The sequence below is a fragment of the Arthrobacter sp. AD-310 genome (genome assembly GCF_054656615.1).
In genome coordinates, this window is record NZ_BAAHNO010000003.1 from 133,244 (window position 1) to 145,508 (window position 12,265).

14 protein-coding genes are annotated in these 12,265 nt (G+C 65.2%); 5 read left to right on the forward strand and 9 right to left on the reverse strand.

What is annotated here, in order from left to right:
- Positions 1 to 39 precede the first annotated feature (39 nt).
- The 6 genes from ACYQ1Z_RS01790 to paaA are packed head-to-tail and all read right to left on the reverse strand — an operon-like array spanning position 40 to position 4,944.
- A complete protein-coding gene (locus tag ACYQ1Z_RS01790) occupies positions 40 to 828 on the reverse strand; it encodes an enoyl-CoA hydratase/isomerase family protein (RefSeq protein WP_459790657.1) in 789 nt (262 codons plus the stop codon).
- A 24-nt stretch (positions 829 to 852) separates the two neighbouring features.
- Positions 853 to 2,079, reverse strand: coding sequence for a 1,2-phenylacetyl-CoA epoxidase subunit PaaE (gene paaE, locus ACYQ1Z_RS01795; protein ID WP_459790659.1), 1,227 nt, complete (start codon positions 2,077 to 2,079; stop codon positions 853 to 855).
- A 9-nt stretch (positions 2,080 to 2,088) separates the two neighbouring features.
- Positions 2,089 to 2,625: a 1,2-phenylacetyl-CoA epoxidase subunit PaaD gene (gene paaD, locus ACYQ1Z_RS01800; protein ID WP_459790717.1), complete on the reverse strand. Its 537-nt coding sequence runs from the start codon at positions 2,623 to 2,625 to the stop codon at positions 2,089 to 2,091.
- 5 nt (positions 2,626 to 2,630) lie between these two features.
- A complete protein-coding gene (paaC, locus tag ACYQ1Z_RS01805; RefSeq protein ID WP_459790661.1) occupies positions 2,631 to 3,557 on the reverse strand; it encodes a 1,2-phenylacetyl-CoA epoxidase subunit PaaC in 927 nt (308 codons plus the stop codon).
- Positions 3,554 to 3,934 (reverse strand): 1,2-phenylacetyl-CoA epoxidase subunit PaaB, encoded by a 381-nt coding sequence (gene paaB / locus ACYQ1Z_RS01810; protein ID WP_459790663.1) that lies wholly within the window; start codon positions 3,932 to 3,934, stop codon positions 3,554 to 3,556. Before paaB ends, paaC begins: the two co-directional genes overlap by 4 nt.
- Complete coding sequence (gene paaA / locus ACYQ1Z_RS01815) at positions 3,931 to 4,944, reverse strand: 1,2-phenylacetyl-CoA epoxidase subunit PaaA (RefSeq protein WP_459790665.1); 1,014 nt, start codon at positions 4,942 to 4,944, stop codon at positions 3,931 to 3,933. Before paaA ends, paaB begins: the two co-directional genes overlap by 4 nt.
- 633 nt (positions 4,945 to 5,577) lie before the next feature.
- Between paaA and ACYQ1Z_RS01820 the strand changes: the two genes are divergently transcribed.
- Genes ACYQ1Z_RS01820 through ACYQ1Z_RS01835 form a run of 4 tightly spaced genes read left to right on the forward strand, consistent with a single transcriptional unit; the run spans position 5,578 to position 8,531 of the window.
- Positions 5,578 to 6,309 (forward strand): ATP-binding cassette domain-containing protein, encoded by a 732-nt coding sequence (locus ACYQ1Z_RS01820; protein WP_459790667.1) that lies wholly within the window; start codon positions 5,578 to 5,580, stop codon positions 6,307 to 6,309.
- Positions 6,296 to 7,717: a hypothetical protein gene (locus tag ACYQ1Z_RS01825; protein WP_459790669.1), complete on the forward strand. Its 1,422-nt coding sequence runs from the start codon at positions 6,296 to 6,298 to the stop codon at positions 7,715 to 7,717. The genes ACYQ1Z_RS01820 and ACYQ1Z_RS01825 overlap by 14 nt, the downstream gene beginning before the upstream one ends.
- A gap of 13 nt (positions 7,718 to 7,730) precedes the next feature.
- A complete protein-coding gene (locus ACYQ1Z_RS01830; protein WP_459790671.1) occupies positions 7,731 to 8,057 on the forward strand; it encodes a hypothetical protein in 327 nt (108 codons plus the stop codon).
- A 3-nt stretch (positions 8,058 to 8,060) separates the two neighbouring features.
- Positions 8,061 to 8,531, forward strand: a complete 471-nt coding sequence (locus ACYQ1Z_RS01835) for a hypothetical protein (protein ID WP_459790672.1) — start codon at positions 8,061 to 8,063, stop codon at positions 8,529 to 8,531.
- Positions 8,532 to 8,555: 24 nt separating this feature from the next.
- On the opposite strand, the gene ACYQ1Z_RS01840 is transcribed toward ACYQ1Z_RS01835, so the two are convergent.
- Positions 8,556 to 9,125, reverse strand: a complete 570-nt coding sequence (locus ACYQ1Z_RS01840) for a DoxX family protein (protein ID WP_459790674.1) — start codon at positions 9,123 to 9,125, stop codon at positions 8,556 to 8,558.
- A gap of 313 nt (positions 9,126 to 9,438) precedes the next feature.
- Between ACYQ1Z_RS01840 and ACYQ1Z_RS01845 the strand changes: the two genes are divergently transcribed.
- Complete coding sequence (locus tag ACYQ1Z_RS01845) at positions 9,439 to 10,425, forward strand: hypothetical protein (protein WP_459790676.1); 987 nt, start codon at positions 9,439 to 9,441, stop codon at positions 10,423 to 10,425.
- A 39-nt stretch (positions 10,426 to 10,464) separates the two neighbouring features.
- Here the strand turns inward: ACYQ1Z_RS01845 and ACYQ1Z_RS01850 are convergent, their stop codons facing one another.
- Positions 10,465 to 10,593 carry a hypothetical protein gene (locus tag ACYQ1Z_RS01850; RefSeq protein WP_459790678.1) on the reverse strand — a complete coding sequence of 43 codons (129 nt, stop codon included), beginning with the start codon at positions 10,591 to 10,593 and terminating at the stop codon, positions 10,465 to 10,467.
- 56 nt (positions 10,594 to 10,649) lie between these two features.
- Positions 10,650 to 12,242, reverse strand: a complete 1,593-nt coding sequence (locus ACYQ1Z_RS01855) for a serine/threonine-protein kinase (protein WP_459790679.1) — start codon at positions 12,240 to 12,242, stop codon at positions 10,650 to 10,652.
- Positions 12,243 to 12,265: the final 23 nt, after the last annotated feature.

Consider the following 12,265-nt stretch of genomic DNA (forward strand, 5'->3'; position numbering starts at 1 on the left):
TTCATGCCGGTCGCGTTTCCGGCCGCATGTCGCCAGCAGTTACGCAGTGCGGCCCGTGAACTTCGGCTCGCGTTTCTCCTGGAAGGCCCGGAAACCCTCGGCGTAGTCTTCGGTCTTGCAGAGCCGCGCCTGTTCGGTGTTCTCCTCCTGCATGGATTCCCACAGGCCCAGGCGCTGGTCCCGGATATGCGCCACCAGCTCCTTGGAGGCCACAAACGCCCCGGTTGCACCCGAAGCCACCCGGCCCACGATCTCCCGCGTCGACTCCAACAATGAATCCGCCGGCATCGCCCGGCTGAACATCCCCTGCGCCACCGCCTCAGCGCCCGAGATCAGGTCCGCCGTGTAAATCAGGTCCAGCGTCCGGTGCATGCCCAGCCGCTCGGTGAAGTACCAGTGCCCTCCAGAGTCCAGCGTGGCCCCGAGCTTGGCGAACGGAGACCCGAACTTCGCGTTCTCCGCCACGTACACCACGTCCGTGGCCAGCAGCAGCCCCAGCCCCACCCCCAGGCACGCACCCTGCGCGGCCGCGAACGTCGGCGCCGGGAAGGCCGCCATCTTCTTCAGCAAAGGCTCCACCAGCCCGCCGAGGTACGCCGCGGCGTCGTCGCTCTCCGGCGTCACCCCCGCGATGTCCCGGCCCGCGCAAAAGGCGCGGCCCTCTCCCCGCAGGAGCAGCGCCCGCACCTCACCGCGCTCGGCGGCGGCAGCAGCGTCGTCGTACGCCTGCCTCAGCTCGTTGAGCGCGTGCTCGTCCAGCGAGTTCAGCTTTTGCGGGGCGTCCAGCACAACCTCGGCGACGCCGTTGCTGATGGAGAGGGAAATCATGGGGCTCCTTTATTGGGACAGAACTTAGACGTCGAAGTCGACGGTGACTTCCTTGCTGGTGGGGTGGCTCTGGCAGGTCAGCACGTACCCCTTGTCCAGCTCATCCTGCTCCAGCGCGTAGTTTTCGTCCATGGTCACGCTGCCGGTGACCACCTTGGCCCGGCACGTGCCGCACACTCCCCCGGCACACGCGAACGGCACATCCGGCCGGACCCGCAGCGCGGCGTTGAGGATGGACTCGCGGGCGTGCGTGGGGCTGGCCACCTCGCCCTGCAGCCCGTCCAGCTTGAACGTGATCTTGTACGTCTCCTGGGACTCGTCCACGATGACGGGACGGCCGGCGTGCCCCTCCGGCCGGTCCGGCTTGCCGGACGTGAACAGCTCGAACCGGACGTTCTCCGGCTTCACCCCGCGCTCGGCCAGCGTGTCCCGGCACAGCTGCACCAGTTCGAACGGCCCGCACAGGAACCACTCGTCCACGTCGTCCGCGTGGATGGCGGTGCCCAGCAACTGCTGGAGCTTCTCGGCGTCGATCCGGCCGGACAGCAGCGGCGCGATCCGCTGCTCACGGCTCAGCACGTGGTGGATGGCCAGCCGCTGCGGGTACTTGTCCTTCAGGTCCGCCAGCTCCTCCAGGAACATCACGTCCATGGCGGCCTTGTTGGCGTAGATCAGGTCGAACCTGGTCTCCGGGTTCGCGGCCAGCAGCGTCCGGGCGATCGCGATCACCGGGGTGATGCCGCTCCCCGCCGCGATGGCCACAAAGCTGCCCGGCTCTCCGGCGAGCTCCTCCGGGTGGTTCATGGAGTTCATCACGTTCTGCTCCACGGCCTTGCCGTCCCGGCCGTGCTTGGAAACGAACGCACCCATCGGGCTCATCACGTCCAGGGTGTCCCCGGCCTTCAGCTCGGCGTTGGCCCAGGTGGAGAACAGCCCGCCCAGGTCCTTCTTGATGGCCACCCGGATCTCGCTGCTGCCGTCCTCGAAGCTGCGCGGCTCGGCGCAGATGGAGTAGCTGCGCCGGATTTCCTTGGGCACCCCGGTCTCGTCCGGCAGCTTGGTGCGCAGGGCCACGTACTGGCCGGGCAGGTAGTCGAACTTGCCGGCGAGCTCGGCGGGCACGTGGAAGGACACCTCGATGGCGTCCTCGGTCAGCCGGCGCACCTCCTTCACCTCGAGCGTATGGAAGGACGGTCGACGGCGGCCGGTCAGCTCAGCCTCTTCGGCGGCGGTCTGGCGGACAACAGGCATGGGGATTCCTTACAGGACTTTGAAGTAGTCGAACGGTTCCTTGCAGTCCTGGCACACATACAGGGCCTTGCAGGACGTGGAACCGAAGCGGGTGAGTTCCTTGGTGTTCAGGCTGGAGCACTGCGGGCACTTGACGGCCATCTTCAGCTTGATGGGGCCCTGGTGGCCGGCCTTGCCGGTGGGGGGCGCGATGCCGTACTCCTCCAGCTTCGCTTTGCCCTCGGCCGTCATCCAGTCCGTGGTCCAGGCCGGCGAGAGGACCAGGTCCACCTGCACGTCCCCGTAGCCTTCCTTGGCGAAGGCGGTCTTGAGGTCGTCGCGGATGGCGTCCATGGCCGGGCAGCCCGAGTACGTGGGGGTGATGGTGACCGTGATCCGGCCCTCGTCACCCACCTGGACGTCCCTTAGGATTCCGAGGTCGGCGATGGTGAGCACGGGGATCTCGGGATCGCACACCGTGGCAGCGATCTCCCAGGCTTTTTGCACCCCAGCCCGCGCCGGCGTCGTGCCTGTTTTTGTCTCGAAGTCCTGCACGCGGAAGTCCATGACTGTCACCAGGTCGCTCCGGGGTGCTCTCGGGCCAGCACCTGCATCTCGGCGAGGATGTAGCCCAGGTGTTCCGAGTGCTTGCCCTGCCGTCCGCCTCCGGGAGCGGCCGGAACGTCCGGGACCTCCAGCCCGGCCTCGGCGAGGACCTCGCCGGTCAGGCGGTCAAAGTCCTCCTTCAGCGAGGAAGGTACGACGGCGGCGCCCGCCTCCGCGAGGCGCGTCACCAGGTCGTCGTCGCGGAAGAGCTCCTCGACGTACGGCCACATCAGGCGCAGTCCGTGGATCATCCTTTGCCGCGACTCGTCCGTGCCACCGGCGAGGCGCAGGATCCACTGGGCGCTGTGGTCCCGGTGGTAGTCGACTTCCTTGACGGCCTTGGCGGCGATGGCTGCCAGGGTGGCGTCCGTGGATTCGGTGAGGCGGCGGTACAGCTCGAACTGGTAGTAGCTCACGATGAACTGCCGCGCGATCGTGGCCGCGAAGTCGCCGTTGGGCTGCTCGAACAGCTGGACGCTGCGGAACTCGTGCTCGCGGCGGAAGTAGGCCAGGTCGTCCTCGGATTTGGGAGTGCCGTCCTCATTGGGCATTCCGGCGCCGGCGTAAGTGAGGAAGCTGCGGGCGTGGCCCAGCTGGTCCAGGGCGATGTTGCCCAGGGCGATGTCCTCCTCCAGTTCGGGCGCACGGGAGATCCAGTGGCCCAGGCGCTGGGCGAGGATCAGGGAGTCGTCACCGAGGCGGAGGGCGTACTCTGCTGCTTCTGGGCTGGGCTTGGCCAGGCCGGTTTTGACCTCGAGGGCGATGTCCTCCGGGCGGAGCGCGTTGCCGGGGGTGATGCGGGTGGCGGAGGCGTTGGAGTCGCCGCCGGCGACCCCGGTGGAGATGTCGCCGTGGCCCGTTGTTGGAGGTGTGCTGCCTGACTGGGGGCTCATAGGTGTTTTACCCCTTCGCTCTTGGTGTAGTACGTGGCGTGCCGGTAGTCCTTGCCCTGCGGCGACTCAAAGAAGGATCCCTTGGAGTCGGGGTCGCTGGCGGCGATGGCCTCTGCCGGGACAACCCAGATGGAGACTCCCTCGTTGCGGCGGGTGTAGAGGTCGCGCGCGTTGCGGAGGGCCATGGCGGCGTCCGGTGCGTGCAGGCTGCCGGCGTGGACGTGGCTCAGGCCGCGGCTGGACCGGACGAAGACCTCCCACAGGCCCCAGGCGCTCCTATCGTGATGCTGCTCAGGCGCAGGGGACGCCTTGGGCGCCTCGCGCTTGATCTCTGCTGCCGAGCTGGCCGGTTCTTCCGGGTTGCCGTGGGGACTCATGCTGCGTATTCCTTCTGCATCTTTGCTGACTGTTTTGCCGCATAGGCGGCGGCTGCTTCCCTAACCCACGCGCCGTCGTCGTGCGCTGCTCTCCGCCGCTCGAGGCGCTGGGCGTTGCAGGGGCCGCGGCCGGCGAGGACTTCGTGGAACTCGTTCCAGTCGAGCGGACCGTGCTCCCACTTTTTGGTGTCCTCGTTGTAGCGGATCTGGCTGTCCGGGAGGGTGAGGCCCAGGACCCTGACCTGCTCGACCATCATGCCCACGAACCGGCTGCGCAGTTCATCATTGCTGAAGCGCTTGATGTTCCAGGCCATGGACTGCTTGGAGTTGGGCGAATCGTCGTCCGGCGGGCCGAACATCATCAGGGCCGGGGCGTACCACCGGTTCACGGCGTCCTGGGCCAACTGCTTCTGCGCGGGGGTGCCGTTGGAGAGTTCGAGGAGGATCTCGAATCCCTGGCGCTGATGGAAGGACTCCTCCTTGCAGATGCGGACCATGGCGCGGCCGTAGGGACCGTAGGAGGCGCGGCACAGCGGGACCTGGTTGCAGATGGCTGCGCCATCCACCAGCCAGCCGATGGCGCCCATGTCCGCCCAGGTAAGGGCCGGGTAGTTGAAGATGCTCGAGTAGCGGGCCTTGCCGGCGATGAGGGCGTCCATCATCTCGTCCCGGGTCTGGCCCAGGGTTTCGGCGGCGGAGTAGAGGTAGAGCCCGTGGCCGGCCTCGTCCTGGACCTTGGCCATGAGGATGGCCTTGCGCTTGAGGCTGGGGGCGCGGGAGATCCAGTTGGCCTCGGGCTGCATGCCGATGATCTCCGAGTGGGCGTGCTGGCTGATCTGGCGGAGCAGGGTCTTGCGGTAGGCCGCCGGCATCCAGTCCTTGGGCTCAATGCGCGAATCCTCGGCCATGATGCGGTCGAAGTGGGCCTGGGCTTCTTGGTCCGCCTGTGCCTGCTCCTGCTCGCGCGGGGCTGGCTCGGCGGGCACTGACTGCAGGTTCTGCGCTGCCATGGTTGCTCCTATGCAAAGACCGTCTGGGACGTGCGGAATTATTTACCGACCGTTCGTTCAGGATATGCAAAAGCCCGCGGCACCGTCAAGCGCCACTCCCGCCCCGACGCCCTATCACCTCCCACCCCCTTCCTGCGGACGCCCTATCACTTCCTGCTTCTTTCCCCCACACGCCCCATCACCTCCCGCCCCCTTTTTTTGCGCACGCCCCCCGCCGCGGGCTTGAGACTCAATTGCGCACCGCATTATTCCGCGGGCATTCGAATTGACTTGACAGCGACCGACAATCGCGCCCAAGAAACCCCGGCCGCGAGGAGGGCAAGGCTCGGAATGGCACTGCAAGCCTCGACGCCACTTGGTTTACAGAGCCCTTTGACCGCAATTAATAAGGGTGCTGACTGCTATATGCGCCGCCGCACAGCAAAAGGAGCGTAACCATTGAATCCGGTTCATAAAGTTGTTTGACTAACCCTATGGATGTGGCTACGCTCATGCAGGGGTTTCGGTCAAAGGAAGGAATAACCTTCCGCTGAATCCTCAATGAGGGGGACAATAAATGGGAACAGCACTTCAGCTCATGATTCCGGGACTGACGGGCAGGCTCCCTTTACTAAAAACATTAAGGCGAAATGAATGACGGCTTTACTCGACGTGAACAACGTGTCCTTCTCTTATGGGAACGGCCCGATAGTTCTGTTCGAAACAGACCTCGCCGTTGAAGAAGGGCAAATTGTTGGCCTTGTCGGACCCAATGGCTCGGGAAAGTCGACCTTAATTAACCTCATCTTCGATAACTACCAGCTCAAGCAGGGGCATATCCGTTTATCCGGATATAAGCACCATGAGCTGGATGGGAAGAAAACCGCGATTTACCTGCCCAGCGAGGACTTTCTTCCGGATTTCCTGACCGGGCTGGAGTACTACCGCGCCGTCGAACGCATGTACGGAACACCCGCGGCAAGCGCCGGCGACGTGAGCTCTGCCTTCCAGGCACTCGGCATGGCCGGGCGCGAGGAGCACCTGATCGAAGACTACTCACATGGCATGAAGAAGAAGGTCCAGTTCCTGACGGCATTCCTGCTGGACCGGCCGCTGACCGTGATCGACGAGACGTTTAACGGCATCGACCTGGACGCGCAGCGCTACTGCATGCGCCGGCTCGGCGAGATGCGTGACCGTGGAAGGGGTGTCCTGCTGTGCACGCATGACTTCCCGCTGCTTGAGGAAGTCGCAGACGAGGTTGTGGTCATGAAGAATGCCCTGGTGCTGGACCGGGTGTCTATCAAAGAGCTGCGGACTGAGGGGACAACGCTCAAGTCGCGAGTCGATGAAATGCTGTTTGGAAGTGAGCATGAAAGCGTCTAATACAGTCCTGCTTGTGAGGCTGCTGGCGACCTACATGCGCAGGCGTGTGCTGTCGCAGGGCCCCTTGCGGGACTCCTTCTTCAGGGTGGGGGTCGCTGCAGCTGCGGTGTTCTCCCTGGCAGCCCTGACCTTCTTTGCTTACCTGTTCCTGAAGCCGGCATTGGGTGGGGCCGGAAACCTGGAGTTTCTTGCCCGCGTCGCCAGTATCTCCACCGTGTACTGGACCATTCTCGCCTTCCTGTTTGTCCGCGTCCTCTTCGGCCGGTCCTCGGACATGATGACGTTCACGTGGCAACTGCCGATGACCAACCAGCAGCGGTCTGCGGCTTTGGCCGTCTTCGAAGCCCTGATCATCCTCGGGGTCATTGGGCTCGTATTCATCCCGGTCAGCCTGGCGGTGGCGATCCTGGCAGGCTTCCCGGGACTGGTCCTCATCATGGAGGGCGTTGTATTTCCCGCCGTGTGCGCCTTTACGGCACTCCTGATTTTCAACAACCTGCTGATGCGGACCATTAACGCCGTGAAATTGCCCCGGATAGCCACTCTTGTCAGCTTCATTGCCTGCGCGGCGATATTGGCGGCATTTTCGACGATAGCCCAGCCGCTTGCCACCGCCATGTCGCAGGATTTCCTGAACCGGCAGGACCATTATCACGCGACTGACAGCTTCATCACCCTGGGAAGCCAATACGGCCACCTGGCTGCCGCCGCGGCATTCCTGGTTATTGCCGCAGGGGCTGCATGTGCCGCGTGGCTGACGGTCCCACATACCTACACGGCTGCCCGGAAGTTTTTCAGGATCAACTTCCGCTCGTCCTGGACTGCCCGCGAACTCGGATGGTACGTAGCGGCATGGGCCAGACGTGCGGATACGTGGCTCGCGATTTTGGCAACGTATGCCCTTGCGTCCGTGCTGCTGGTGCAGGCGCCGGGGAATCTTGCCTACACCGTTGGGATCCTGACAACGCAGGCCCTCTATCACTTCTCCGCGACACGGCCCATCAGGCAGCTTCCCGGCCACGCCACCACCGCCGGACGCACGCTGGTCCTCCTGCTTGCGTCGCAGGTGATCGGGCTGATGGTTGCCTCCTTGCCGGTCCTGGTGGCCGCATTGCTGACCGGAACATCCATCACCCAGGTCATGCTGACCCTGGGCGGATGCGTCAGCGGTGTGATCCTGCTGAATCTCCTGGGCATTCTCTTCCCCCAGGACCGCGACAACCCCTTCTCCGCAATCGTGAGCTACCTCGTGTGCCTGCTCATCATTGCGACGCTGGTTGTTGTCTTCGGGGTCGTCGAATTGCCCCTGGCAGTCACTGCCGCACTTCTCGCCGCGTTCCACGCGGCGGGCCTCTACTACTCCCACCTGGGTATCCAGGTTTCAATACGAAAGGCGCGGTATGCGTAAGGTTTTGTTGGGCGTGAACTCACTATTCGGCGGAGCGGTCCTCACCCTCGTTTTCGGGGTGGGCGCCCTCTTGCTGCTGATGGCAACCACCCCGGAAGCTGACGTGCGGAAGGAGGGGCTGTTTGGTGCGGTATTTTTCAGTTCCACCAGTTCCCCCGACGGCAGCATCGGCATGTCCCTGGGAATAGGCTCGTGGACCAGCCTGGTCGCTTTCTGGCTCGTCTGCAGTGCCTTCGTGGCAGCCCTCATCATTGTGGTCACAAGGCTCCGCCGGTACCGCGCCTCCCTCATCACCGAGGCCAACAGTGCCCAGGCCAGCGCCCAGCGCACCGGCCTCTGACGGTTGACGCACCCGGTCAAAACCCTGGCCCTGCATGTGGGCGGCTGGGCGGCCGCCGCAGCATTCTTTCCAGTCCTGGGCGTCATACTGGGGCTCACAATCAATGATGCTGCCCTGGCCGGCTTCTTCGGGACGTTCGCGTTCCATGCGGTGGCGGGCCTGGGTGGTTCGTACTTCCTGCACGAGGCAGCCCACCTCGTGCTGCTGTCGAGGTATCCAAGCGTCGGGAAGGTGGAAGTCTCGGCCACCTGGGCACGGTTTTCGGTGCATCCCACCGGCACCATCACGCCTCTTCAGGCGATCGGGGTCGGCCTTAGCGGGCCTATCGCCTGCCTGATCGTCGGCGCCGTCCTGTGGCAGCTGGGCTCCCCCGTGGCAGCCTGGTATCTCGGCCACTTGGTTTTCCTGCTTCCCGTTTTCGGCGACGGAAAGGCCATCCTGCTGTCCCTCAGGAGACTGCGCACCGTGCCGTAGCTGAAGTGCCGGGACTGGCCGAACTCAGACGGATGCTTCTTCCGTCGGGGTCGCGTCGGATGCCGCGGTGTTGTCTGCGGCCAGGGCCTTTCGACGGCGGTAGACCTGTATGCCGATGGCCACCGGAATGGCCGTGACGGCGACAGCCCGCATCCACGGCCTGTCCAGGACATGGCCGGTCAGGGCATCCAGGGAAACCCGTCCGGGCCCACCGATCGCGAACGAAGTCGCCGCAAGGCCAAGCACAGCCGGGTATTCGAGGCCGCCCTCCATCGCGAAGAAGCCGTTGGGTGCGTGCACGCTGGCGGCGACCCCCATGGTGGTGGCCGCGGCTGCTCCGGCTACCGGTGTCGCAAAGCCGAGGGCAAGGGCCAGGCCGGCACCCGCTTCACCCAGTCCGGCGAGCATGGCACTGGTTTTGGCCGGCCGGAAGCCCATGGCGTGCATGCCCTTGCTGGTCTCTTCGATGCCGCCGCCTCCAAACCAGCCGAAGAGTTTCTGCGATCCGTGGGCGACCAGAACCCCGCCAAGCGCGGCACGGAACAGCGTGCGGGCGGCGGTGGTCGCAGCAGGAGTGACGTTTTCTTGGCTCATGACGATCCTTCCGGGTGACACTTGCGGGATCAGGCTGTGGCGCCATTTTACGGCGGAACGTGCACCCGCCAATGGGGAAGTTTCAAGGTCGGGACCCCTGGTTTTGGCTACCAGCAAGGCAGGTGTCTGGCCAGTCTGGTTTGCCGTAAGGCTTGGGCATATACTTTCCCCGCCTTCGGGCCTATTTGCATCACAACAGTCAGTTGGCGCTGGGGCCTTATCAACGTTCGCCTATACCCTGCGGTGCAGGGTATAGCGGCCTGGAGGATGAATGGTTATGCAGCGTTCCCTGGCACTTTTACTTGCTTTCGCAATGACTATAGCCCTGGCACCGTCACTGGGTGTGGGACCTGCCCGCGCCGAACCGGGCCTGTGCGTGGGGGCACCCTCAGCTGACGACACCGCCTACGCGGAGACGCGGCAGTTCGTGGACACGCAGGCGTGGTGGATGCCGGAGGCCGACCAGCCTAACAACGCCAGCACCAATACAGGCCACCTCCACATGGGCGCGTGCATCCCTGAGCGCGAAACCATTACTTCCGGCAACCTCACCGTGAACGTGCGGGTGATCCTCCACGACAATCCGGGCACAGCGAATTACGTCTCCATGGTGTTCAAGACCTCGGACCGGGAAACGGTGGTGCTGAAGTGCTACCTGCGGGCAGAAGCACCGGACTTCAGCTGCCCCGGTCCTGCTGACACGGGTGAGGGTGATTTTGTATGCAGCGGGACCTGCGAGCGCTGGCTGACGTTCTCGCACCCGGTTTCCGCGTTCAACCATTCAGGCTTGCAGGACGTCCGCTTCCGCGGGTTTGTCGAGGAGCCGGACGGCAGGGAAATGCGCACCAACTTCAACTGGCAGATCTACATCCAGAACGGCATGTCCCAGGAGGACATATCGCACGGGGCGTTCCTGCGCGGCAAGGGCTGGTACACGCACGCGAACTACTGCGAAGCCTCGTTCCGCAGCGTTCCGATTCCCGACACCCCTGTTTCGGGCGTTTGGACTCCTGAGGTGGGGCTGACCACCCACTCCGGCGGTGACTCGCGTCCGGCGTCACGGTCCTTTATCGCGGTCGATCCGGATTTCCACGCCGTTCCGCCCAGCCCCGGCATTGTGCTGTGGGATGCGGCCGGACCGTTCGGGCCCGAGCCCGCCGGATCGGCCCCTATCGCCATCGACACCAGGGCACTGCCCAACGGCGTCCACAAGCTGCACCTGCGGACGTCCTGCCGGGACGACACCCTGGAATCCACAAACTCCGGGGTAACGGTGGTCCCCTTTATTGTGGCGAACTGAGAGCGAGGGGCCAGCGTGGACCCCGTCCCAACTGCAGCCTCAAAAGCGGCGCCGGGGCGGGCGCGCCTGCATGTTCCGGGCTTGCATGTTCCGGGCCTGCTTGGCCTTCCGGGCCTGCAGCACCCGGCTGATGATGGTGGGAAGGAATGCAATGAGCAGTTTCTTCATGACTGTTCCTTTTCGTTGTCCGGCCTCGGTGTTAGCGATGCGTCAAGAGGTCTGCCTCAGCCCTTGCCCTTGCCGCTGGGGTCCTCGGGTTTGCCTCTTGTCTTGGCGTTCTCGTTGGGAGCCGTCCTGGGTTCCTGCTCAGCGGCGGCAGGGTCCTCCTGCTCCGGGGCCGGTTCCTGGCTTGCCGGCTCGGGTCCCGGCTCCACGACGATGACGGGCAGCGGGTCGGACACCGGGACGGCGTCCGGGGTGGTGGCGTTGACCGCTTCAACGGTGGGACCCTGGGACGCTGTGATCAGGGTCTGGAGGTCGTTGCGGACCATGCGGATGGCGGTGGTGATGGCCCGGAACTGGTCGAATGTCAGCTGCTGCGCCGCGGCTTCGTCCGCAACGCCCTTTTCCAGCCGGTCCAGGTGGTCCAGGGCTGCCTGCAGCTCACCAGCCAGCACCGCCTGGCGTACCTGATCCAGGATGGCCCGTGACACGGATGAGGGCTCGAGGGCACCTTCGAGCTGGTCCAGGTGGAAGTCCACCGGGTTGTTCTGCGCCGGCACCACGGGTCCGGCAGGGTTGGCTGACTCGGCATACCGCTCCGGGCTGGCGCCGCCAAAGGTCGCGGTGGCGGCCCCAGCGAGGAGCACCATGGCGACGCCGGCCCCCACGGCTGTCCGGGCCCGCTTGCCCAGCTTCCGGTTATGCCGCCGTTGCGGACGGAACTGCTGCGGGGCCTGAGGCAGCCGCATCGGAAGCGGCGGCGTCAGGGGTGCCGGGACCTCCTGCACAGGCGCCGTGTCAGGGGATGCCACAGCCATCACCGGCGCGGGAGGATGCAGGGCCAACTGGTGCAGGGCGGTTGCCGCCTCTGCCGCGGTCGGCCGGTCGGCGGGCTGCCTGGCGGTCATCGCGGCCAGCAGGGCCTGCCACTCGGGACCGACGCTGTCCGGAACCACCGGGTTCCGGTGCAGCCGGGCCACCCCGGACTCGATCTGGCCCCCGGGGAACTCAACCTGGCGGGTGAAGCATTCCAGCAGCACCAGGCCCAGGGAGTAGACGTCGCTGGCGCCGTCCAAGTGTTCCCCCAGCGCCTGCTCCGGGCTCAAGTACGCGGCGGTGCCCACGGTGCGGCCCGTCCCGGTCAGATGCTCTTCCTCCATCACGCGGGCGATGCCGAAATCGGCGAGCTTAGCCCGCCACTGGCACTCCGGCTCCCAGGGGCGGGGCTTGTACAGCAGCACGTTCCCCGGCTTGATGTCCCGGTGGATGACGCCGCGGCCGTGGACGTAGTCAAGCGCTTCGGCCACGTCGGCTCCCATGGAAGCGATGCTGGCCGAATCCAGCGGCCCTTCGCGCAGAAGCCGGCGGAGATCGGGGCCGGGAACATACTCCATCACCACAAAGCTGCGCTCCATGGCGGGGTCATTGCCGGCGTCGAACAATGTCACCAGGCAGGGGTGGACCAGGGACGCGAGGATCCTGATTTCAGCTTCCTGCCGCGCGAGCAGCTCCGGCTCCCCGCCTTCCCTGGTGAAAACCTTGAGCGCCACTTCGCGGCCGAGCGATTCGTCGGAGGCCCGGTACACGCCCGCCGCGGCGCCACGGCCAATCAGTTCCTGGAGCCGGTAGCGCTCCGCCAGGAGCTGGCCGGTCATGCTTCCAGCCCCGGGAGCCGGCA

Coding starts and splice junctions, on each gene's coding strand:
- ACYQ1Z_RS01790 (WP_459790657.1), bottom strand. CDS start 828: ATGATTTCCCTCTCCATCAGCAACGGCGTCGCCGAGGTTGTGCTGGAC.
- paaE (WP_459790659.1), bottom strand. CDS start 2,079: ATGCCTGTTGTCCGCCAGACCGCCGCCGAAGAGGCTGAGCTGACCGGC.
- paaD (WP_459790717.1), bottom strand. CDS start 2,625: ATGGACTTCCGCGTGCAGGACTTCGAGACAAAAACAGGCACGACGCCG.
- paaC (WP_459790661.1), bottom strand. CDS start 3,557: ATGAGCCCCCAGTCAGGCAGCACACCTCCAACAACGGGCCACGGCGAC.
- paaB (WP_459790663.1), bottom strand. CDS start 3,934: ATGAGTCCCCACGGCAACCCGGAAGAACCGGCCAGCTCGGCAGCAGAG.
- paaA (WP_459790665.1), bottom strand. CDS start 4,944: ATGGCAGCGCAGAACCTGCAGTCAGTGCCCGCCGAGCCAGCCCCGCGC.
- ACYQ1Z_RS01820 (WP_459790667.1), top strand. CDS start 5,578: ATGACGGCTTTACTCGACGTGAACAACGTGTCCTTCTCTTATGGGAAC.
- ACYQ1Z_RS01825 (WP_459790669.1), top strand. CDS start 6,296: ATGAAAGCGTCTAATACAGTCCTGCTTGTGAGGCTGCTGGCGACCTAC.
- ACYQ1Z_RS01840 (WP_459790674.1), bottom strand. CDS start 9,125: ATGAGCCAAGAAAACGTCACTCCTGCTGCGACCACCGCCGCCCGCACG.
- ACYQ1Z_RS01845 (WP_459790676.1), top strand. CDS start 9,439: ATGACTATAGCCCTGGCACCGTCACTGGGTGTGGGACCTGCCCGCGCC.
- ACYQ1Z_RS01850 (WP_459790678.1), bottom strand. CDS start 10,593: ATGAAGAAACTGCTCATTGCATTCCTTCCCACCATCATCAGCCGGGTG.
- ACYQ1Z_RS01855 (WP_459790679.1), bottom strand. CDS start 12,242: ATGACCGGCCAGCTCCTGGCGGAGCGCTACCGGCTCCAGGAACTGATT.